The 22,095-nt window shown below is 57.6% G+C and carries 17 protein-coding genes; 7 read left to right on the plus strand and 10 right to left on the minus strand.

The window, feature by feature from the left end; genetic code table 11:
- The first annotated feature begins 88 nt into the window (after positions 1 to 88).
- Positions 89 to 670: a QsdR family transcriptional regulator gene (locus WA411_RS01485; RefSeq protein ID WP_209399263.1), complete on the plus strand. Its 582-nt coding sequence runs from the start codon at positions 89 to 91 to the stop codon at positions 668 to 670.
- 150 nt (positions 671 to 820) lie between these two features.
- Here the strand turns inward: WA411_RS01485 and WA411_RS01490 are convergent, their stop codons facing one another.
- From WA411_RS01490 to WA411_RS01510, 5 genes are all read right to left on the minus strand, one after another.
- The gene (locus WA411_RS01490) at positions 821 to 2,236 is read right to left on the minus strand and encodes an aldehyde dehydrogenase family protein (RefSeq protein WP_291905371.1); all 1,416 of its coding nucleotides are present in this window, start codon (positions 2,234 to 2,236) and stop codon (positions 821 to 823) included.
- Positions 2,237 to 2,246: 10 nt separating this feature from the next.
- Positions 2,247 to 3,353 (minus strand): zinc-binding dehydrogenase, encoded by a 1,107-nt coding sequence (locus tag WA411_RS01495; RefSeq protein ID WP_153634261.1) that lies wholly within the window; start codon positions 3,351 to 3,353, stop codon positions 2,247 to 2,249.
- Positions 3,354 to 3,424: 71 nt separating this feature from the next.
- Entirely contained in the window at positions 3,425 to 4,609 is a 1,185-nt protein-coding gene (locus tag WA411_RS01500) for an acetyl-CoA C-acyltransferase (protein WP_136630645.1), read from the minus strand.
- Between the two features lie 169 nt (positions 4,610 to 4,778).
- Positions 4,779 to 6,872: a 3-hydroxyacyl-CoA dehydrogenase NAD-binding domain-containing protein gene (locus WA411_RS01505; protein ID WP_291905367.1), complete on the minus strand. Its 2,094-nt coding sequence runs from the start codon at positions 6,870 to 6,872 to the stop codon at positions 4,779 to 4,781.
- A gap of 200 nt (positions 6,873 to 7,072) precedes the next feature.
- Entirely contained in the window at positions 7,073 to 7,897 is an 825-nt protein-coding gene (locus WA411_RS01510; RefSeq protein ID WP_014579059.1) for an IclR family transcriptional regulator, read from the minus strand.
- Positions 7,898 to 8,174: 277 nt separating this feature from the next.
- Between WA411_RS01510 and WA411_RS01515 the strand changes: the two genes are divergently transcribed.
- Positions 8,175 to 9,104, plus strand: a complete 930-nt coding sequence (locus WA411_RS01515; RefSeq protein WP_291905362.1) for a 2-hydroxyacid dehydrogenase — start codon at positions 8,175 to 8,177, stop codon at positions 9,102 to 9,104.
- Here the strand turns inward: WA411_RS01515 and WA411_RS01520 are convergent.
- Complete coding sequence (locus WA411_RS01520; RefSeq protein WP_291905817.1) at positions 9,098 to 10,456, minus strand: hypothetical protein; 1,359 nt, start codon at positions 10,454 to 10,456, stop codon at positions 9,098 to 9,100. The genes WA411_RS01515 and WA411_RS01520 overlap by 7 nt on opposite strands.
- 183 nt (positions 10,457 to 10,639) lie before the next feature.
- On the opposite strand from WA411_RS01520, the gene WA411_RS01525 reads away from it, so the two are divergent.
- Complete coding sequence (locus WA411_RS01525; protein ID WP_291905360.1) at positions 10,640 to 11,809, plus strand: acyl-CoA dehydrogenase; 1,170 nt, start codon at positions 10,640 to 10,642, stop codon at positions 11,807 to 11,809.
- Positions 11,810 to 11,817: 8 nt separating this feature from the next.
- Here the strand turns inward: WA411_RS01525 and WA411_RS01530 are convergent, their stop codons facing one another.
- From WA411_RS01530 to WA411_RS01545, 4 genes are all read right to left on the minus strand, one after another.
- On the minus strand, positions 11,818 to 12,102 hold the full coding sequence (locus WA411_RS01530; RefSeq protein ID WP_291905358.1) for a hypothetical protein: 285 nt from the start codon (positions 12,100 to 12,102) through the stop codon (positions 11,818 to 11,820).
- Positions 12,103 to 12,173: 71 nt separating this feature from the next.
- A complete protein-coding gene (locus WA411_RS01535) occupies positions 12,174 to 13,526 on the minus strand; it encodes a DUF1329 domain-containing protein (protein WP_291905815.1) in 1,353 nt (450 codons plus the stop codon).
- A gap of 41 nt (positions 13,527 to 13,567) precedes the next feature.
- Entirely contained in the window at positions 13,568 to 15,469 is a 1,902-nt protein-coding gene (locus WA411_RS01540) for a DUF1302 domain-containing protein (RefSeq protein ID WP_291905356.1), read from the minus strand.
- A gap of 123 nt (positions 15,470 to 15,592) precedes the next feature.
- Entirely contained in the window at positions 15,593 to 18,559 is a 2,967-nt protein-coding gene (locus WA411_RS01545; protein ID WP_291905353.1) for a hypothetical protein, read from the minus strand.
- A gap of 70 nt (positions 18,560 to 18,629) precedes the next feature.
- Between WA411_RS01545 and WA411_RS01550 the strand changes: the two genes are divergently transcribed.
- The 4 genes from WA411_RS01550 to WA411_RS01565 all read left to right on the plus strand — a co-directional run bounded on the left by WA411_RS01550 (position 18,630) and on the right by WA411_RS01565 (position 22,085).
- Positions 18,630 to 19,427 carry an RNA polymerase sigma factor gene (locus tag WA411_RS01550; protein ID WP_291905351.1) on the plus strand — a complete coding sequence of 266 codons (798 nt, stop codon included), beginning with the start codon at positions 18,630 to 18,632 and terminating at the stop codon, positions 19,425 to 19,427.
- Positions 19,414 to 20,094 (plus strand): zf-HC2 domain-containing protein, encoded by a 681-nt coding sequence (locus WA411_RS01555; protein WP_291905346.1) that lies wholly within the window; start codon positions 19,414 to 19,416, stop codon positions 20,092 to 20,094. Before WA411_RS01550 ends, WA411_RS01555 begins: the two co-directional genes overlap by 14 nt.
- Positions 20,091 to 20,588: a hypothetical protein gene (locus WA411_RS01560; RefSeq protein ID WP_291905344.1), complete on the plus strand. Its 498-nt coding sequence runs from the start codon at positions 20,091 to 20,093 to the stop codon at positions 20,586 to 20,588. Before WA411_RS01555 ends, WA411_RS01560 begins: the two co-directional genes overlap by 4 nt.
- A gap of 183 nt (positions 20,589 to 20,771) precedes the next feature.
- Entirely contained in the window at positions 20,772 to 22,085 is a 1,314-nt protein-coding gene (locus WA411_RS01565) for a tetratricopeptide repeat protein (protein ID WP_291905341.1), read from the plus strand.
- Positions 22,086 to 22,095 lie beyond the last annotated feature (10 nt).

Consider the following 22,095-nt stretch of genomic DNA (forward strand, 5'->3'; position numbering starts at 1 on the left):
AAAACCATCACGACCTTTGGAAACCGCCCACATAGCCGGCTCCGGGTTTAGCCGTTAAAATGAATCCAAATTCGGGCATGAGGTTTCAGTGGCAGACAAAACCGTAACCAGGGCAACACCGGCCGAGGCGTTCAAGCGGGCACGTCGCATGTGGCTCAAGGGTGAACGCATTCACCTGGCGCCGCTGGCCGATGAACTCGGAATTGGCCGGGCTACCCTGTTTCGCTGGGTGGGCAACAAGGATCTGCTGGTCGGCGAGATTCTCTGGTCTCTGTACGAACCTCTCTGGCGACAGGCCATGACGGAGACACCTGGCGTCGGTGTGGACTATATCGTCGGCGTATACCGACGCACCAACTCCACCATCCTGCGTTTCGAGCCGCTGCGCCGTTTTATCAACCAGGACCCGGAATACGCCCTGAAGATCCTTACCTCGTCCCAGTCGATCCTCCACACCCGTACAGTGGAGACCAACACGCGGATGCTGAAGGACCAGGTAGCAGCTGGTCACATCAAGCCGCCAATGAACATCTTCAGCCTGTCTTACTTCATGATTAGACTGGCAGAATCCTGCCTGTACAGCGACATCATCGCTGGGCGCGAACCAAGGGAGGCCGAATTGGAGGATGCCTGTACGGCCGTGCGGATTTTGCTTGGAGGAAAAGCATAGAGCGGACCACTCAGAATTTCCTCAGGTCCGGGGTGGGGTACCTTTTCTGGCGGGAAAAAATGTCTGAGCAAAGCGAGTTGTTTTTCCCAGAAGAAAAGGTACCTCACCTCGGGCCCAGCCCGCGTCTCAGCAGGCCAGGCACATAGGCGTTTACAGCTGAAGCGACCGAACTTCCAGAAACTCCTCCAGGCCCCATTTGCCGAATTCCCGGCCAATACCAGAGTGGCCAAACCCGCCGAACGGTGCCATCGGGTTGAACGCGCCACCATTGACGAATACCTGACCAGTGCGCAGCTTGCTGGCAATTTTCTTGGCCTTGGCATCGTCGCCGGACCAGACTGCGCCGGACAGGCCGTACTGGGTGCCGTTGGCGATCTTAACTGCCTCGGCTTCATCGTTGTAGGGAATCACGCACAGCACCGGCCCGAAAATCTCTTCCTGGGCGATGCGGCTGTCCGGTTTTACATTGCCGAAAACGGTCGCCTTGACGAAGTAACCTTTCTCGCATCCCTCGGGCGCTTCCGGGCCACCGGCGACCAGCTTGGCGCCCTCCTCGATACCCAGCTTGATGTAATCGATCACCTTGTCACGCTGCTGGGCAGACGACAGCGGGCCCAACCGTGTGGTTTCTTCCAGCGGGTTACCCGGGGGCATTTTGGCCACGGCAGCGGCGGCCAGCTCACAGGCCTCGTCGTGCTTGTCGGCCGGAACCAGCATGCGGGTGAGTGCGGTGCAGGTCTGACCGGAATTCAGCAGGCAGTTGTTGATGGTGCCTTTGACAGCTGCCGCGAGGTCCGCGTCCGGGAGGATCACAGAGGCCGATTTACCACCCATTTCCAGGGCATAACGCTTGAAGTCATCGGCAGCGGCATGGGCAATCAGGTTGCCGGTGCGTGTGGAACCAGTGAAGGACACCATGCGCACATCCGGGTGTTTGATCAGGGTATCGCCCGCGGTGTGGCCATATCCGCACACCATGTTGAAGACGCCCTTGGGCAAGTCGGTGCCATCGAGGATCTCGGCGAGGATAAACGCCGTCTGGGGAGCGATCTCGGAAGGCTTGAGCACTACGGTGCAACCGGCGGCAATCGCCGGGACGATTTTCAGGATCACCTGGTGCAGCGGGTAGTTCCAGGGGGTAATGCAGCCAACCACACCCACCGGGGTGTACTGCACCTCGGAGTTGCCGGACTGTTCGGTAAACGGGTAGTCGGGCAGCAGTTTCAGGTAGCTCTTGGTCACTGCAGCCGGCATGCCGGCCTGGATCGGCGTGGCCAGTTTGATGGGCATGCCCACTTCCCGGCAGACGGTCTCGGCAATTTCCGGCGCGCGCTCTTTCAGGCCCGCGTGCAGCTGCTCCAGCACCTTGATCCGCTCGTCCAGGGAGCTTTCCGACCAGCTTTCGAAAGCGGCATCCGCGGCGGCAATGGCCTGTTCCATTTCATCCGCGCCAGCGGCGGGAACGCGAGCAATCACGTCGCCTGTGCCCGCTTCGTGAACGTCGATCATGTCACCGGCCCAGCTCACCCATTGGCCGTTGATGTAGTTCCTGTTCAGCTCGTTCATGCTTCCCCCTTCATTCAAATACGATAACGCCTCGGGCGTTCTTTCCTGCCACCATATCATCGAACGCCTGCACGGCGTCCTCTATGGGGTAGGTTCGGGTAACCAGTTCGTCCAGCTTGAGTTTACCAGCCTTGTAAAGACCCAGGATTCTGGGGAAGTCGTGCTGTGGACGGGCCGAACCCAGCCAGCTGCCTTTCAGGGTGCGCTCATCGGCGGGCAGAGTGAGCGTGGTCAGCGAGGTCTTGTCCTTCGGATCTGCTACGCCCACCACCACGGCGGTACCACCACGGCCGAGACTCTTGTACGCCTGTTCCACCACTGGCCCGGCACCGACGCATTCGAAGGCGTAGTCGACGCCACCAGTCATTTTTTTCACGGCCTTGGCGGCGTCTTCCACCTCGTTGATATTCACGGTGTGGGTGGCGCCGAACTCTTTGGCCATCGCCAGCTTGGCGGGGTTGCTGTCTACCGCCACGATCATCTCGGCGCCAGCGGTCACGCAGCCCTGAATGGCGTTAAGGCCAACGCCGCCGATGCCAAACACAGCCGCCCGGGAACCAGGTTCCAGTTTTGCGGTGTTGAAAACAGCACCGACACCGGTCATCACGGCACAGCCTACCAGGGCGGCGTTCTGCATCGGCACGGTTTCATCCACTTTGACGCAGTTGTCCACGTGCATGGTGGCGAACTCCGCCATCACGCCGCAGGCGCCAAAGACGTTCAGGGGCTCGCCGTCCGCGCCTTTGGTTCGCACCGTCCCATCCGGCAGGTTGAACATGGCCTTGCGGGCGTTTTCGCAGAGAACCGGGCGGCCACGGGCACACTGGCTGCATTTGCCGCACATGGAGATGAAAGTGCTCACCACATGGTCGCCTTCCTTGAAGGCCGTGACGCCCTCACCGACTTCGACAACCACACCGGCGGCTTCGTGCCCTAATACCAGGGGAGGCGGGTAGGGAATCTTGCCCGTCGTGGCAGACAGATCGCTGTGGCAGACGCCGCAGGCCGCGATCTTGATGGTGATTTCATCCCGCTTGGGGCCTTCCACCGTAATCGTCTCCACCTGAACAGGCTGGCCCCATTCCCTGCAGACGACGGCTTTTGCTTGTCTGTCCATGTTTCTCCCCTTTAGGTGAACAAGGGGTCAGAAAAACGCTTTTTCTGGCCCCGATTTCATACAGGTCGGCTTCAAACCACTTCGAACAAGCCGGCAGCACCCTGACCGCCGCCGATGCACATGGTAATCACCACGTATTTCGCGCCCCGGCGCTTGCCTTCAATCAGCGCGTGGCCTGTTTGGCGGGCGCCGGTGACACCGAAGGGATGACCGATAGAGATCGAACCACCGTTTACGTTCAGCTTCTCCATGGGAATGCCCAGGCGGTCACGGCAGTAAATCACCTGGGACGCGAAGGCTTCGTTCAGCTCCCACAGATCGATGTCGTCCATGGTCAGACCGTTGCGCTCGAGCAGGCGCGGGATCGCATACACCGGGCCGATGCCCATCTCATCCGGCTCGCAGCCTGCAACAGCAAAGCCCCGGAAAATCCCCATGGGTTCGATGTTGTGCTTCTCGGCGTAGGTGCTGTTCATTACGGTGCATACCGAGGCGCCGTCCGACAGCTGGCTGGCATTGCCCGCCGTGATGAACTGCTCCGGGCCGCGCACCGGCTCCAGACCCGCCAAGCCCTCAAGCGTGGTGCTCGGGCGATTGCATTCGTCCCCGGTCAGGGTCACCTGCTTTTCACTGACCTCACCGGTTTCCTTGTCCTTCACCAGCATGGTGGCATCGAAAGGCACAATCTCATCGTCAAACTTGCCAGCCTGCTGGGCCGCCGCCGTGCGCTGCTGGGAAATCAGCGAATACTCATCCTGGGCTTCACGGCTGACGTTGTAGCGTTTGGCCACAATATCCGCCGTTTCGATCATGGAAAGGTACAGTTCCGGCTTGTTCTTCATCAGCCACTCATTGGTAGCGTGGAAACTGTTAATCTTCTCGTTCTGCACGAGTGAAATGGATTCAACGCCACCAGCTACCATGGCCGGCACCTTCTCGGAAACAACCCGTTGGGCGGCCAGGGCAATAGACTGCAACCCCGAGCTGCAGAACCGGTTGATGGAAAAACCGGCGGTGGTCACCGGTAGACCAGCGCGAATGGCCGCCAGACGGGCAATATTCCGGCCCTGCGCGCCTTCCTGGAAAGCTGCACCCATGATCACATCTTCAACGATGGCCGGATCAATGCCCGCGCGTTCAACAGCGTGTTTGATAACGTGACCTGCCATATCCACGCTGTGAGTGTTGTTCAAAGAGCCCCGGTAGGATTTGGCAAGGCCGGTGCGGGCGGTGGAAACGATAACGGCTTCAGACATGATAATGCCCTCGATTTGAGAAATTGTAGTTGAGATCAGGCCAAGCACTCAGCTAAGCCGGTCTGGGGGCGGGGTGCCTTTTCCGCCGGGAAAAGATGTCTGAGCGAAGCGAGTTGCTTTTCCCAGAGGAAAAGGCACCCCGCCCCCAGACCAGCCCCTATGTCAGATGTTACAAGTCAGCAAATTTACGGCCGTCAGCAACCAGCTTCTCGAGCAGAGCCGCCGGCTCCCACTGCTCGCCACCAACGGTATCCTGGTACTTCTTCACCGCCGAAAGAATGGAGTCCAGACCTTCCTGATCGGCCCAGAACATGGGACCACCGCGATAAGCCGGGAAGCCGTAACCGTAGATCCAGACGATGTCGATATCCAGCGGACGATCGGCAATGCCTTCCTCAAGGATCTTGGCGCCTTCGTTGATCATCACATACATGCAGCGCTCCAGGATTTCCTGGTCGGTGATCTCCCGCGGCGTGATTCCCTGCTCCTTGCGGAACTCCTCGATCAGCTGCTCCACCTCCGGATCCGGGATCGGCTTGCGGCTGCCTTCCTCATACTTGTATACACCTGCCTGGGTCTTCTGACCAAGACGGCCCTGTTCGGCGAGTTTGTCCATCCAGCTTGCAGGAATATTCTCGCCCGACTTGCGACGCTCTTCGCGAATGCGGTACCCAACATCAATCCCGGCCAGATCGGACATGGCGAACTGCCCCATGGGGAAGCCCAGATCCGTCAGCACCTTGTCCACCTGCTGCGGTGTGGCGCCCTCGTCCACCAGGGACATGGCCTCGGTGCCGCGCTTGTGGAGCATCCGGTTGCCGACAAAGCCGTAACAGTTGCCCACCATGACGCCCACTTTCTTGATCTTCTTGGCAACCGCCATCACCGTGGCTTTGACCTCGTCTGAGGTCTTGCTGCCACGCACGTTCTCCAGCAGCTTCATCACATTGGCCGGGCTGAAGAAGTGCATACCCACCACGTCTTCCGGGCGCTTGGTGGCGGACGCAATCTCGTCGATATCCAGGGTTGAGGTGTTGGAAGCCAGAATCGCACCCGGCTTGCACACCTTGTCGAGCTTAGCGAAGATTTCCTTCTTGATAGCCATGTTCTCGAACACCGCCTCGATCACCAGATCAACATCCCGGAAATCGTCGTAGGTGAGGCTCGGGGTGATCAGCGCCATGCGCTGCTCCACCTGCTCCTGGGTCAGCTTGCCCTTCTTCGCGGAGCTCTCGTAGTTACGGCGGATAATCGCCAGGCCCTTGTCGAGAGCCTCCTGTTTTACCTCGACGATGGTGACCGGAATGCCCACGTTGACGAAGTTCATGGCGATACCGCCACCCATGGTGCCGGCACCAATAATGCCCACGCTCTTCACGTCACGAACCGGCGTATCCTTGGGCAGTCCCTTGACCTTGGAAACCTCACGCTCGCCGAAGAACGAGTGGATCAGACCGGCGCGTTGGGGTGATTCCATGCACTCCATGAACAATTCCCGCTCGCGCTTCATGCCTTCCTCGAAGGGCAGGTTGAAGGCCGCTTCCACGGCATCAACGCACTTGAACGGTGAGAAAAGGCCTCGGGCCTTTTTCTTCAGTTCGTCACGGAACTGGTCAAAGACATCGCTGCCTTTGTCCGCCTCGATCTTGTCGGTGATATCGCGAACACGACGCACAGGCTTGCCTTCGTCGACCACTTTCTGCGCATAGGCCATGCCGACAGCGCGGATGTCGTCTCCGTCCTCCACGGCATCCAGAATGCCCAGGGCCAGCGCGTCGTTGGCGCCGACAAATTCACCGGTGGTGATCATTTCCAGCGCTTTTTGGGCACCGGTCAGGCGCGGCAGCCGCTGGGTGCCGCCTGCACCGGGCAGCAGGCCCAGCTTCACTTCCGGCAGACCCACCTTGGCGCTGCTGACGGCAACCCGGTAGTGGCAACTCAAAGCGGTTTCCAGACCACCGCCCAGTGCCGTGCCGTGGATCGCTGCAACCAGCGGCTTGTCGCTGTTTTCAAAGGTGTTGACCAGCGTCGGCAGGGTGGGCTCCTGCATGGGTTTGCCAAATTCGCGAATGTCGGCGCCGGCGATAAAGGTGCGCCCTTCGCAAACTAGCAGCAGTGCCTTGGCCTCGGTATCTTTCTGGCCCTGTTCCAGGGCTGCGAGCAGACCGGAACGAACAGCCTGGCCGAGGGCATTGACCGGCGGGTAGTTCACGGTAATAACGCCGATGTTGCCTTCCCGGTTATAGCTAACGACCTCAGACATGTTTTCTCCTCGCATTCTTTCTGAAATATGGTTTTAACTAGCGAAACATTCGTACGATTTAATAGAAGTTCGTTGGTGGTTTCAACCTACCATTAAACTACAGGCACAAAAAAACCGCAGGGGTTCCTCTGCGGTTTTTTGCTATGGAGTCCGTCGGAAGGCAGCGGGAAGGTTCTTCCTTCGCTACTTTCCAGTTATTCTCAGACGCCCAGAGATTCGATATCGCCCGCCAGCATCGCCAACTGGTGAGCAATGGAACCACGAAGCTTTTCAGCCGGCACCAGGTAAGAAGGTGCAGCGCAGGTCAGGGCCATGATGGTGCCGTCCTGCAGGTGGATAGGCACGCCGGCGGAGTTGATGTTGCGGTCCCACTCGCCAATGGACAGGCAGAAGCCGTGCTCCTTGTAATCCTTCATGGCCTGGTCGAGGCCGGCCTTTTTCTCGGGCCAGTCGTCTCCGAATTTGGCAGCCATGGCGTCGTCGATGACCAGGCGGGCCTTGTCGCTGATGGCACAGTAGTAGGCGCGGCCGGCCGAGGTGGTGGCCATGGGGAGTTTCAGGCCGATGTCCATCCGCAGCAGTGAGGCCTCCGGTGGCAGGCGGTTTTCCACGTAGATCATGTGCAGCCGGTCCCGGCAGGTCAGCCCCACGGACATATTGGTCTGGCGGGCAAATTCGTCCATGTAGGGCTTGGCCAGTTGGCGAACCTTGAGGTTGGAGACATAGGCGTAACCCAGTGCCAGAACGCCGGAGCTCAGCTGATACTTCTCCAACTGGGTGTTGTAGCTGAGGTATCCAAGCTTGGTGAGGGTGTAGGTCATCCGCGACACAGTGGGCTTGGGCAGCCCGGTTATCCGTGCGATGTCCTGGTTCCCAAGGATGACAGGACCCTGGCTGAAGGCGCGTAGCACATCCAGCCCCCGGGACAGGGCTTCGACGAACTTGCGGTCTTTTTCCGGCTTCACCGGCTCACCGTCAGTGGATGCCACTTTCAGCTCGGGTGAGATCTGCTTTTTTCCTGCCATAATGGGACGTCCTCCAACCGCGTCGCCCGCTCCGGTAACCGGTGTATTAATATGGTGAATAGTTGCGAATCCATCATTTTAATCGCTGCTGAAATCAAGTACCAGAAAGTCTTTTCAAAATTCGTACCAAATATGAAACACTTGGCACTAATGTTTCAAATCAGGAACCGCATGGCGGTATTTCATACCGTGTTTTTGAGATTTCGCCGTTTCTGAATTCTGCATTGCAAAACAAACTAGCAGCCATCAAACCCTGTGGCGACCCCCTGGAGGCAAAATGAAGATTCTTTTTGTGGCAGGCGACCCGAAACCCGAGCGCTGGACAGTGCCTATCAAGGAACTGCTGCCGGAAGCCGAGGTTTACGTCTGGGATCCGGAAGGGCCCGCCGTTGGCGCGGATTACGCCATCGTGTGGCAGCCACCCGAGGCCCTGTTCGAGCGGGAAACGCACCTGAAAGCCGTATTCAATCTGGGTGCCGGGATTGATGGGCTGCTCAAGGTTGCCAACCTGCCTGAAGCCCTCACGGTCGTGCGCCTGGAAGACGCAGGCATGTCGGTGCAAATGGCGGAGTACGTGCTGCACCAGCTGCTGGAGGCCAGTCGCGGGATGGAAACCTACCGGGAGCAGCAGCGCCAGAGCCTCTGGAAAATCCATCGCCCGATCAAACGCAGCGAGTGGCCAGTGGGTGTCATGGGGCTGGGCCATATCGGAAAGCGAGTGGCCCGCACGTTGGCCAATCTGGATTATCAGGTGAGCGGCTGGGCCCGCGGAGAACACAGCCTAAAAGGCGTAAGCTCCTACGCCGGCCCCAGCCAGCTGAGCGACTTTCTGCAAGCTACCCGTGTCCTGGTCAACACACTTCCCCTGACCGACGAGACCCGGGACATCATCAACTATGAGCTGCTGAGCCAGCTCCAGCCTGGTGCCGTTTTAATCAACGTTGGCCGGGGTGAACACCTGGTTGAGGACGACCTGCTCCGGGCCCTGGACGAAGGTACCGTGCTGCGCGCCTCCCTCGATGTGTTCCGCAAGGAGCCCCTTCCGGAGGGACACCCATTCTGGCAACGGAAGGAGATCACCATTACACCACACATCTCGGCCCGGACCCTTCGGGACGCCACCATTGAACAGATCACTGGCAAGATCCGGGATCACGCCGCCGGGCGCGCCATTTCGGGGATTGTGGATACCGACCGGGGTTACTGACCCGGTACCAGCAAGGCGACAAGCGCTGTCAGCACCAGGAGAGCCGGCAGCGCTATCAATGCAAACAAACCATTCCACCGAAACGCCACGACCCACCGGGAAATCTGCCCGAAACGGGACAGCAGCATCACCGATAGACCGAAAGGCGACAGCATCATGGCCAGGGAGAAGCCAATTACCAGAGCCACGGCGACCGGTAGCAGATCCATTCCTTCCGCCACCAGCTGGGGCAACAAACCGGCCTGAACACTCAGGACCGTGATGGGGATGATTCCGACCATGGAGAACATGGGCAGCATCAGCATGCCAACCATCGCGACCAGGAAAACGCCGCCACCAGTGGCGACCAGACCGGCTAAAGCATCCGCCGGAATGACCGCAGACAGGGCAACACCGAGGATGGCGGACGCGGCGAAGATGGCCATTTCATTCTGCATGGCCCAAACCTGGCCGGCACCCTCCTTGAGAACCGGCATCAGCCCCCGTTCCTGCCAGAACATATAAAGCAGCGTCACGGTCGGCACCGACAACATGGCCGCCACCGACACTTTGAAACCGGTTATTGCCACCAGACCCGCCATCACCGTGAATACCAGCAGGATGAGAAACAGAAGGCGACCGGTACCCGGGAGCCAACCGTCAACAGCAACACGCTCGCTGCTGACCTTGCGGAACCGGCGCTGCTCCAGCACCCAGCCAATCAGCACCATAACCAGCGCCGCGACCACACCGAAGGGTAACAGTTGCGACCAGCTAAGCTGCGGCAACTCCCGGGTAAGAATGGCCACGGCCACACTGGTGGGTGCTACCAGCGGCACCAGGGCAAAGCCCCTGAGGGCACTGATCAGAACACTGCGCAACCACTGCAGGCGGGATTCACCGAAGATACCACGCTCCCGGAGGGTGTCGGAAAGGCTTCCGCACAGCAGGTTCATCATGCCGAAACTCAAAACCGTGGCAACACCACAGCTGACCAGGGCGTACTTGGGATAGAGCAGCATGGGCCTTCCGCCCAGCAGAACATCGTGAATCCGGCGCAACACTTCGAACCGGCGCACCAGGCACTGCATCAGGCCCAGGCTGCCCAGAAACGCGGAATAGAACGCGGCGTCAGATGCCGCCTTCAACACCTGCCCGCTGTTCAGCGACCCGCGCCAGGCAAGCCCTCCCAGAATCAGAAGGGCGATAACCAGTAACATACGGGCGTACCCCTGCAGGCGCCCGGCCCCTGCCAGAAAGGCAGTAACGAACGCCACGCCCGCCACAGCACTGAGCTCGCGGCTATCGAGACAGATGGCCACCAGCTCTGCAACAACAGCCAGGGATACCAACCACTGCAGCATGCCGTTCAGCACAGAGGCACCTGGTCAGCCTTGAACACTGCTTGCATTTCCATAACACCCGGATTAGTCTTTCAACATCAAATTACAAAACTGTGTTTCGCTTAATGAAACATCATTGATACAAAGATAGCACAGATTGGTCCCTCGCCCCTAGCGCCGGACTTTCGATATTCGCTTTCAGGAGAGTACACAATGGCTTCCGCACCCTGGAATGATTTGCTCGATTTTGACGGTCAACTGGACGAAACGGAGCGTCAGGTCCGAGACAGCATCCGCAGCTTCTGTGATGAGCAACTGATGCCCGGTATCACCGAGGCCAACCGGCACGAAAAGTTCGACCGCTCCATCTTCAACCAGATGGGGGAACTCGGCATGCTGGGCGCGACCCTGCCTGAAGAGTACGGTGGCCCGGGGCTGAACCATGTCTGCTACGGCCTGATCGCGCGGGAAGTGGAACGGGTGGATTCAGCCTACCGCTCGGCCCTGAGCGTTCAATCCTCTCTGGTCATGTATCCGATCTATTCCTACGGCAAGGAAGCGATGAAAAAACGCATCCTGCCCAAGCTGGCTTCCGGCGAGTACGTGGGCTGTTTCGGCCTGACCGAACCCAATCACGGGTCCGACCCCGGCGGCATGGAAACCCGGGCCAAGAAAGTGGACGGCGGCTACCTGCTCAGCGGTTCCAAAACCTGGATCACCAACTCCCCGATTGCCGATGTCTGCGTGGTCTGGGCCAAGCTGGACGGCAAGGTAAACGGGTTTGTGATCGAGCGTGAGGGCGCCAAGGGCCTGGACACACCTAAGATCGAGGGCAAATTCTCCCTCCGGGCGTCAGAAACCGGCTCCATCTTTATGGACGAGGTGTTCGTTCCGGAGGAGAACCACCTTGAGGTGGAAGGCCTGAAAGGCCCGTTCAGTTGTCTCAACAAGGCCCGCTTCGGCATCAGTTGGGGCTCCCTGGGCGCGGCTGAATTCTGCTGGCACGCAGCCCGGAACTACACCCTGGAGCGGGTGCAGTTCGGCAAACCCCTGGCCGCCAACCAGCTGATCCAGAAGAAGCTGGTAGATATGCAGACCGAAATCACCATTGGCCTGCAGGCCGCTCTGCAACTGGGTCGCATGATGGATGCCGGCAATGTCACGCCTGATGCCATATCGCTGCTCAAGCGCAACAACTGCGGCAAGGCTCTGGACATCGCTCGGGTTGCCCGGGACATGCATGGCGGCAACGGCATTTCGGATGAGTACCACGTGATTCGCCATGTGATGAATCTGGAAGCCGTGAACACCTATGAGGGCACGCACGATGTCCACGCCCTGATTCTGGGCCGCGGCCAGACCGGGATTCAGGCGTTCAGCTGAAAATCCGGTCACTGGGGTACAACCGAGAGCATATCGGCACACATACCACAGTCGGAAGAGGTGCATTGGGTCACGCTGTGCCCGACAAATTCTCGGGCCACTTCTGGTTCGGCATCGTTTAGCTTGCCCGAGCAAATGGCGACGTGGCGGTACAATGCTTCGATGGCTTGAAGACGCGATGGATAGGGACCAAGTTCAGCTATTTCACGGGTTCGGACCAGCCATTGCCCGCTACGGAAGACCAGTCGGCTTTTAACGTCGAATAATGGGCCGGTGCGAAGAACTGCAAACATGATTGCATCTCCCTTTCTTGTATTGCCCCCAGAGCTTTTATGCTCCGGGGGCCACATTTGCTCCCCGACGCTTACCGAACGCCGGCTCTGCGCAGCGCAGCAGGGGTGTATTCCCGAGAGCTTCGCTCAGTTCCATATTCGTAAGGCGTATCCTCCTCGTTTGTCAGTCCCATAACGAGGTACCGCCCCGAAAGCAGGTCATAAAGAGTTTCAAAAGCGTACGCGGGAATGTTGGCATCATAAATCTGCATCGCATGTGCCTCTGCAACTCGCCACAGATTTCCACGGCCGTCGTAGTGATCAGCCACTGCAATCTGCCAGGTATCTTCATCAATATAGAAATCCCGCACTTCATAAACATGGCGCTCGCCATCCTTGAGGGTGGCCCTTACATGCCAAACCCTGTGCAGTTCGTACCTCGCGAGACTCTGGTCAATATGGCCCGGCTGGATGATATCGTCATAACTCAGATCCGCTCCCGCCAGCCGGTATGAGTTGTACGGTATATACATCTCCTTCTTTCCAATCAGCTCCCAGTTATACCGGTCAGGCGCTCCGTTATAGAGGTCGAGATTATCGGATGTACGCTGTCCATCGGCAGCGGTACCCGGGCCGTCATAGGCCACGTTCGGTGCTCGGCGCACCCGACGCTGCCCAGAGTTATACAGCCAGGCGCGACGAGGCTCCTTTACCTGATTGATGGTTTCATGAACTAGCAGGACATTACCGGCGAGGCGAGAAGGCGCCGTGATCGCCTGCTTGAAGTAGAACATCACATTCGGATCTTCAGCGGGGTCGTAGTCCTCCAGAGCGACCCGCTCGGTAAAGTACTCCGTGAACTTTACCGGGCTGAAATCGCCGTTTGGCTGAGGCGTAACCTGAGCCACATTTCGGGTAAACGACCCCCCTCGGTAGCGTGTGATGTGGTTGAAAATGGCTTCCAGACCATTCTGAGGAATTGGGAACGGCGTTGCCGTCTGGTAGTTCTTCAGCCCGTTGCCACTTTCGACCAGTTCGACCTTCGTGGCGTTCTCGACTGTCTGCTTCTGCACAGCCTCCGGATAGGTGGCGGTCCGGCGACTTTGATAAACCGGAATGAAGTAACTCTCATACCTGTCGATCATGGCCACCTGGCCGGGGCTCAAATGGTCCGCGTACTGCTCTACGTTGCTTTGATCGATTCGAAACAGCTCCTTGTCGCCGGGAAAAGGGTTTACGTATCGACCATCGCCTTTATAGTCAGCGGGCGCCTTGGTGAGCCCCCCGTCCCAGGATGGTATTTCATCACCGTTACCAGCTTTTTCAGCACCCATGGGAGTGAGGCTCGCGCCCAGTTTGGCCGCCTCTTCCTGGGAAACAGCAGCCAGAGCCATGCCCGAGCTCAAAAAGGCCCCCGCGAAAGCGCCATATAGAAAATTTCTCATGATGTTCATTGAATACATCTCCTGTTCAGTTTTTGGGTTCGTTAGAAGGAATAAGAAACGGAAGCAGCGACGAAATCCCGGTCATTGGTTTCATTGAAGTCACCACCAAAGTAATTGGTGTAACTGATGTTGGCCTTGTAGGCGTTCTGATAGGTGGCCTCGAGGCCGAGACCAACGGACTTGTTGCCTTCCTTGAAGTTGCCCCCCGGGTCCGGCGCGTAGCCCTTAACGTCGTGGGTCAGGAAGAGCTTTGGTCGAAGATTTACTCCTGCAAAGGCACTGGGGTAATCCCATACGAACAGGGTGCGGTAGCCCCAGGAGAATGATGTCGTGAACCCGTCACCGCGGCAGTTGGTGGGGTTGATGTTCAGCCGCTTGTTCGGGTCGTTGGGATCCGGGCTCTGGCTGCAGAAATCCCCTGTGAAGTTCTCACCATCCAGTGGAACGGGACCCGACCCATAGATACCCGAGCGTCCGTACCGCGCCTCGGATTTGCCCGGCAGGTCATGGACATAGGTTGCACCGATTTCACCAACAATGATGAAACGTGCCGCCCCCATCACTCGATCAATAAAATGGATTGCTGTCGCCTGGGCCTGGGATACGCCATAACGGTCGTATCCTTCAACGGCTGTGCCTGCATAGGTGCCGCCCTTTTCCGCCCGGCGCCGCTCGAGATTGCTAACTATCTGCCCATCCGGCCCACGCTGTTGAAGGCCACCGTAGATCAGCTCGAAGGTGTTCCACTGAATGGGAAGGTTCGGGCGATAGCTATACTCGGCGCCCAGCGATGTGCCAGTCGGCAGGGTCGTATTAATGCTGATACCGTAAAGGTCGATACCTTTCGGGTATTCAATGAAATAACTCGGAAACCGGGCATCGGGCTTACTGGGATCGTACTGCTGGGTCTCATCCGCATCGGACGGGTTATTCACCACGCCGCTGATGTAGGGCAGTCGGCTATGATACCGCGTGTAATAAAAACCGAGTTCGGCATCCAGATCGGTCACAAACCAGCGGGCGGCCACACCAAATTGATCCTTGTCTCCCGGCTCTTTGTCTCCCAATCTCGGTGACACAAAACCCTCAGCCAGGGCCTGAGAGTCGGGCACCTGTCCAGCCAGGAGAACGGGTCCGCAGCCATCAGCCGCCACGTCGGCCGTCGAAAAGAAGGTACCGCAGTCGTCAATCCGGAAGGGCTCCCAGTCCGTTTGTACAAAGGCTTCCAGGTTGATTTCCGGGGTAACCCCGACTGAGGTATAGAGCATTTCGACCGGCAGCAGGACGTCCTTGAGCTCCGCACCGGGCGCCCGGAAGGCGGGCACGTCAATCGGGTTGATTGCGTTGATACCACCCAGAATAAAGGTACTCTCACCCCAGTTGACGACTTGGCGACCGTAGCGAACCGAAACCGGGGTGTCGCCAAAGTACCAGTCGGTGAACACATAGGCGTCTAACAGGTCGGCCCCGGCCGCATTGTCTTTGGCCTCCGGGTTGAGCTCGCGCTGCTGGCCCACGGGATCAACCGCCCTCGGGTTATTCTTGAGCTCGTAGTCGTAGTAGTAGGTGCCACGCACCAGCGCACCGACACGTGTCAGGGTGTCACTGTCCGGTGCATAGTCCAGAAAGAGTTCGGATCGGCCCCGCAGAATCTGCGAATATGGCTCGTTTTTCTCGAAGTTCAGGTTGCCGTCATCAAAGTTATTGGACGACGCACCAACATTACTGTAAGCGAATTCCGGACCGAGGTTACCCTGGCTGATCAGGGATTTGTCCTGATCCTCAAGCCGCACCCCGATGCCCGCTGTGAGCGTGGTGCTCAAGGATGCATCGATCTCATAGATGTCGAAATCGAACGCCACTGCGGCACTGGAAAGACACGCCAGGTGCACCGCCACCGCAAGTCGAACTGGTTTTGCGAAAATGGTGTTTTTTGTTGTCATTGCGTTTGCTCCGCATGTTTTTTGGACAAAGCCTCCCCGTATGGCGAGGCTAACGCCATGATTTTTCTGGTTTCAGGGATGATTCCGGCGACAGTCCGATTTTCTGGGCCGCCGCCGTTGAGATCAGAGGCCGAGCCCCCCTCCCAGAAGGCCACCGGAGTCGTTTCCGCCAGTGTCACCGCCACCACCTGGCTCATCGCCGGCATCAGAATTGCCGTCAGCTGAGCAGTCGGTGCCAGATGTGTCGGCATCTTCAACCACACAGGGATTCGTCACGCTCACCGAGCCGAGGCTGAACAGCTCCAGCATCTGGGCGGTCATCTCGGAGAAGACCGCGCTGGACGAGAACGCATCCGCTTCTTTTTGTCCCGCCGAGATGGGATTGCCATGGGACCCTTCCAGGTAGCGAGTAATGAGAGGGAGACTGGAGCCCAGAGGTGTTGACTCAGCCGTCATGGTAGCTGCCAGCGGATCTGTGCCGGCCAGTGGCATGTTCTCACCCTCTATGACGAAGCCGGTTTCAGGGATGGTGGTTGTCAGTGGCCCCAGCTCATACCGAACATCATCGGCAGCGTTGGGGATTGTGTCGTCGGTGGGACGGTCTGGGTCAGCCGGAACCCCCGCGATCTCTGTCAGCAAGACAGGCTCACCGGCATAGAACGGTGCAAATGCTGTCGGATCGGCGGAGTCCAGCAACCCCTGGAACACATTGAAGTAGATGTTCAACTCCGTCCTGCCCTGCGCCAGAATGCCATCAGACGCCTCATCCAGGCCTGGCAGTACCCGCGGCGCAACAGACTGTGAGTTTTCAACCAGCCTGGTGAAAGCACCACCGGTATTGAAGAAATTGGAGGCCGTAATCCGGTTCAGGTTGGTATTGCCAGCATCCATGGCGGCATTCGCGATGTGGGGCACGGCAGCACCACCCATACCACTCAATGAATGCGTTATGAAATAAACGCGGCTGGTGTCGATCTGCAGGCCTGCGGGACAACTGGAACACGCATTAACCGCATCCTCGATCGCCTGCAACGAGGCATTGACGTTCAGCAGGTCCAGTGCCCCCTGGCGCATGTTGTCCCGAGTGTTGGCATAGTTGGCAAAATTCAGGAACAGGCTGCCGGACTCCGGCGCTTCCAGTGCTGTAGCATCAACCGGGTTCAGATTGTCATCGGCTGCGAAGCCAAAATGACGCTCTGTGGCACTCTCCGAAGCACCACTCTGGGCCGAAATGGGTTCGAGCCCGACAATCCCCGTATCAAAAATACCATGGAGAGGCTGATCAATGCCGATAGTCACGAAACAGTCATCCGCCGTTTCGGCCAGGCACGTCAGGCCTGCCGCCGTAGCCATGGGTAGGATGGCAGACCGATCGGTTGTCACTGCATGTTGATAGATGATCACCGGGAAGCCGGAGGGGTATTCCGTAGCCTGCGCCTCTTCAGGGGCGGTAACGACTATAGGGATGGTGGTATCGCCTGTCTTTTTAGCAAACGGAAAGCGATAGCTGACTCGATCCGATGATGCCGCATCCAGGGACTCTTGATCCGTGAAATCGGCAGCCTTCCAGTTTTCGCTCGTTAACGGGGTTCCATTGCCGGTCTCAGGCAGCGCCTGGAAATAAGGCAGCGTAATCTCACCCTCATACACCCTGATATCCAGATCCGCCTGTAAACCTCCCAGACCAACACTCTGTCGGAGCGCGGGATTCACATCGCCACCTTCCTTTTGGCTGAATATTCTCACCGGCCGGGGTTTCGGGGTGTCCAGCACCGCATCCGCCGCGCCGGCCAGAGCTTGAGCGTCTGCCTCCACATCAATGTTGGTATCCGAGGCCCTTGCAGTTGCGACCTGAATCGCATGAGCCAGACGCCGGTCCGCCTCGGAATCGGCTACAACGTCACCGTAGAGAACAACCGTTCCGTTGGAGTTGGCATCCATCAGGATGGTCGCCAACTCCGGGTCATACAGACGAAACGCCGGATCCGTCAGTGTATTGTAGATGGCGGAGTTGATATCAGCTTCTGCGGCACTGACGCCTTCGCCGAGGGGTTGATCGCTCAGGTTGTAGAAGCCTTCGAAAAGCTTGCGGAGTTCCTGCCGGCGCTGCGCCGAGCCCAGCAAGGCACGGTAAAACGTTATCGGTGCCGCATTGGCCAATAAAACATCCTCTACAGCGGTGGTGGTGATTGCTGTCGCGTAGGTAATGTCTTCGAACCGGGAGGGAAAATCTGCAGAGGTGGGATACTCACGCTTGAAGTCGAAATAGTCGGCCACAAGCTTTCGTGCGGGCAACATCGCCTGACGGAACGGCTGGAACAGCGGATTCGACAGAGTCCGCTCGCCGTCCGCGACGGACTGGTAAGTGGGAGAGCCAACCAGTGGCTCGCCGTTTGCGTCCACGATCTCGTCGGTCAGGGCCACGATATACTGGGTCTTGGGCGCCAGCGGTTTCAGCGGCAAAATCCGCACAAGGTTGTTCTGGCCACCATCAATGTCCAGCAACTCCACGCGTACTCTTTCTTCCAGCAATTCACTGAAAAGGCGGTCAGCCTCCTCTGTATTACCCTGCTCCTGCAGTCGCAGCGCCTGCCGATACTGCGCCGCCGATGAAAGGCCTGGCGCCTCATTTTCAAGTGGTTGCAAAGGATCGCCACCGGCATAGTCGACGGGTATCAAAAAGACATTCTGGTCCGGGTTGGGAACCACACTTCCGTCAATATCAACGAACTGGCGAGCGTCGAGCACCTGTTGACTATCCAGACTACCACTGATCTTGAGGTCGGTTGGCGCCAGCACAGAAGCGCCATCGAGGAATCCGATACCCTGCGTTACCGGATTAGCAGGATCGGTCCCGTTGAGCATGGTTCCGTCATCGATATCACTCAGGTAAAAAAGCGCATCACTTGGAATGACGAATTGCGTCTCAAGCGGATCGAATAGGGGGTGGGTACCGCGTTCAATCTGGCCACCCTTTATCTGGTAGTCGGGATCGGCGTTGGTCTGGGTCTGACTGGAACTGTCCAGACAACCAGAGAGCGTGAAGGTGGCTGCCGAGACAGCAGTAACTAAAAGATTGCGGATAAACATACTCTGTCACCTCTGGGTTTCTTGTATTCAGCGAATCCGTCGCCTTTAGCTGCCCACCACGGAGGTCTAATTGCAAAAGTTCCAAAGGTCTTTGGATTTTTCTTCAAGAACCACCCAGATCACTACTTATCTGCATGTTTTAAATAGGTTTTCTTTCGTTCTTTTTTTTACAATACCGGAATACCTTTACACGACTGGCACTGTTAGACTCTGGTCTGCCTACAAAAACCATAAAGTTTTATGCACATGCCAAGTGCAAGGTGACCAACAGGGGGTCCATTTGGCCTTGCTTCCATTCCGCCAATCAAAGTCAAAACGATTTGAGAGCCTTGTTCGCCCTCACCTCAGGGCACTGCATGGTTTTGCGTATCGCTTGACCGGCAGTCAACATGATGCGGAAGACCTCGTGCAGGATGTAATTACCAAGCTCGTCCCCAAAGTCGATGAGCTGGAGCGGGTTGATGAGCTACGCCCTTGGCTGCACCGGGTAACCTACCGCCAATTTGTCGATAACATCCGTAAACGGCCTGTTGGCCGGGAAACAAGTGCCAGCGCTCTGGATCGAGCCGACCAGCAAACGCCATTTCTCGACACCCTGCCCGGGGCGTCGCGGGACCCGCTCTCTCACACCGAAGATGGTCAGCAGGCAATAGTTCTGCGGCGCTTGATAAGCGACCTCAAACCCGATCAGCGCACACTATTACTGATGCACGATTCCGAGGGATGGCGGTTGGAGGAGATTTCCGAAGTTCTCGATATACCGCTAGGTACTGTAAAATCGAGACTTCATCGGGTAAGAGCACTTCTTCGAACAAAACTTCAGGAAGAAATGGAACCTTCTGAAACGGAACAACGTGGCTGCCAATGAGGTGAATGGAATGCAATGCAGCGAATTTAAAAAAGACGTGGACGCGCTGGCGAGAGGCGAGCTTCCAGATATTGCCAAGCAGGCAATGGAGGAACATGCTGCCTCCTGCGAAGACTGCGCTGCAAACCTAGCCACTGCCAAATTCGTTGCCAGACAGACAGCCAAGGATCGCGCGCCGGAACCGGATGCGGATTATGAATCCAGAATTCTGGGTCGAGCCCTTGCCGGCTCCTCACCGTCAGCCACGAAGCACTGGAAGACACCTGCCTGGATTGGTGCCGTAGCAGCAGCTCTTGTTGTCGGCGTGTTTCTTGGCGGAAAGTGGAATCAACCGGGACAAGACGTGCTTTCTGCTCAGACGGTTGCGGAGGGCTCCCAGCCTCCTGCCATAACCCAAAAAACCGTGAGACTGGCGTTCACGTCCACTGACGCTGTGGAAAACGTGACTTTGACTCTTGAACTTCCCCCAAATCTCGAGCTGACCCCTTTCCCAGGAAGACATAAAGTAAGCTGGAAAGTGAGTCTGAAACCCGGAGATAACCTGTTGGCCTTACCTGTAAACGTACTGTTCCCCGGCCAAGGCAGTCTGGTAGCTCACCTCGGGGAAGGAGAGAAACGGAAAACCTTTAGAACTGACATTGGCAAATTAACGGAGCCATCGTCATGACAGTACTGAAAAGCCGGGCACCGGGTCTCATCCCTGCCATATTGTTGGTGGGCATCTGTTTTCCGACCTTTGCGGCCGCCGAGACTGATTACGACGTTACCATGAGAATGGTCGTCGACGAAGAAGAGCTAGACTCATCGTTTGTACAGGAAATGCAGATTCCAGAGTCACTCGAAGAACTCGATCGAGCAGCTCAACTCGATGATCTGGACGCCGGAGAGCTCTCGGCGGAGTCACAAGAGCTTATTGAGACCCTTTCCTCGCAGGCCAGAGAAACGCGGGACGCATTGGACACGGAACTGCCGGGCGAAAACCTTTTGGATTCACCGGCTGGCGATCTTCCCGACACGGGCCTACCAGAGCCTGATCTCCCGGACACAGACTTACCGGAGCCCGACCTTCCAAATACGGAACTGCCAGATATCGGGATCCCGGATACCGACGTCGACCTGTTGGACAACCCATCCTCCACGCTAGAAAGTTCGACCGAATAGGCAACATTGGGACGCACTCAAACGTGAAAGCATTTTTTTACGGGGAGCGTCGTGCTGTGGTTTGATGATTTCCCTACCTGATCTGGGTTAAGCTTCCAGCACTGCATTTTACGCGGTGTCGGGTTCTGGTCCTGAGTACAGAACCGGATTCTCTGTAAGCTCTCCAGGTTAGGGAAACGCGTTTTGCCGTCTCGTCGACTCTTGCCGATTTTCGTAGCGCTTTTCATGGTCGCATCGGCGCCCTTGCAGGCTGACTCACTCGCTAATGCCCGGGCACAGTTCAAAGCCGGTATTGCCGCCTTTCAAAAGAACGAACTTGAACAGGCGCGCAAGCATTTGGAGGCCGCCGCCACACAGCTGGACTCCCGCGCGTTGACTTACAATCTTGGCGTTCTCTACTACCGCCTCGGTGAGTATGACTCAGCCGAGCGAATGTTCAGCAAGCTCCTGTCGACGAAACAGCGAGCTCTTGCCCTCTACAATCTCGGGCTGATCGCCCTCGCCACGAATCAGGAATCACGGGCCCGCGAGGCCTTCGTGGCAGTCGCCAATGAAAGCACAGAAGACAATCTGACAAAACTGGCGCTCGGACAGTTGGAAAAAATCGGCGCGGCACCACCATCAGCCCGCTGGCAGGCATTGATGTCACTGTATGCGGGCTTTCAGGAAAACGTCGCGCTGTTTCCCGATTCTGCTCCAAGTACCCTTGACGGTAGTTTTCTGGAATCGGTGAACGCTATTTCGGGGTACCCGATCCGTAAAGGCAACAATGCGCTCCAGGCCAAGCTCCTGCTTTATGGACGCGAGTATCTGGAAGAGACCGACTTCAACAGTCATCTTGCCCGTGCTGAAACCGCGTGGAAGCATTCCGGCAACCTGTACACGTTCAAACTGGGCCTTGGCGCGGATCAGCTTTGGCAGGGCAATTCCTCCAGGGAGAGGCGTGCCCGATTGATCAGTGCGCTCAGTACCGGGCAATGTGCCATTGGTTCGGAGTCCGCCAGCTGTTCCATCACACTCCATGCTGAGCAGGTGTTTGCTGGCAACCGGTTCAAGGCCTACGACGGACAGCATTACCGGATTGACAGCCGATACAAGGCCCGGCATGAGCGTTGGCGGGGCGAGTTCCGTTATCGAGTTGACTACGATGATCGGGAAAACCTGGATACCGGCGCGGAATACTTCAGCGTTTCACCACTGGGGCAGACTCTCACCGTGGGGCTTGGCTACTCAGTTACACCGAAACTCGAACTCGGCACATCAGCCAGCTATAGATTCAATTACTACCGCACACCCCACCGCCTGGAAGTGCCGGAGGGATTATTCATTGTGCGTCGGGAAGACAACCGACTCACTCTGGGACTGGAGGGCGAGTATCAGGCAACCAACACTGTTTCCGTGCGACTGAAACTCGAGCAGGCGCAGAACAACAGCAACATTGCCCGGTACGATTACGATCGCCGGACGGCCACTCTTGGCGTGTCCGTCCGGCTGTAATCGCACGACT

It is taken from the genome of Marinobacter sp. CH_CUG1437-1, from assembly GCF_037029655.1.
In the GTDB taxonomy this organism is placed as follows: domain Bacteria; phylum Pseudomonadota; class Gammaproteobacteria; order Pseudomonadales; family Oleiphilaceae; genus Marinobacter; species Marinobacter salsuginis.

Bases quoted from the DNA above. Each gene is read 5' to 3' on its own strand.
- WA411_RS01490 (WP_291905371.1), bottom strand. From the start codon at position 2,236: ATGAACGAGCTGAACAGGAACTACATCAACGGCCAATGGGTGAGCTGG.
- WA411_RS01495 (WP_153634261.1), bottom strand. From the start codon at position 3,353: ATGGACAGACAAGCAAAAGCCGTCGTCTGCAGGGAATGGGGCCAGCCT.
- WA411_RS01500 (WP_136630645.1), bottom strand. From the start codon at position 4,609: ATGTCTGAAGCCGTTATCGTTTCCACCGCCCGCACCGGCCTTGCCAAA.
- WA411_RS01505 (WP_291905367.1), bottom strand. From the start codon at position 6,872: ATGTCTGAGGTCGTTAGCTATAACCGGGAAGGCAACATCGGCGTTATT.
- WA411_RS01510 (WP_014579059.1), bottom strand. From the start codon at position 7,897: ATGGCAGGAAAAAAGCAGATCTCACCCGAGCTGAAAGTGGCATCCACT.
- WA411_RS01515 (WP_291905362.1), top strand. From the start codon at position 8,175: ATGAAGATTCTTTTTGTGGCAGGCGACCCGAAACCCGAGCGCTGGACA.
- WA411_RS01525 (WP_291905360.1), top strand. From the start codon at position 10,640: ATGGCTTCCGCACCCTGGAATGATTTGCTCGATTTTGACGGTCAACTG.
- WA411_RS01530 (WP_291905358.1), bottom strand. From the start codon at position 12,102: ATGTTTGCAGTTCTTCGCACCGGCCCATTATTCGACGTTAAAAGCCGA.
- WA411_RS01535 (WP_291905815.1), bottom strand. From the start codon at position 13,526: ATGAGAAATTTTCTATATGGCGCTTTCGCGGGGGCCTTTTTGAGCTCG.
- WA411_RS01540 (WP_291905356.1), bottom strand. From the start codon at position 15,469: ATGACAACAAAAAACACCATTTTCGCAAAACCAGTTCGACTTGCGGTG.
- WA411_RS01545 (WP_291905353.1), bottom strand. From the start codon at position 18,559: ATGTTTATCCGCAATCTTTTAGTTACTGCTGTCTCGGCAGCCACCTTC.
- WA411_RS01560 (WP_291905344.1), top strand. From the start codon at position 20,091: ATGACAGTACTGAAAAGCCGGGCACCGGGTCTCATCCCTGCCATATTG.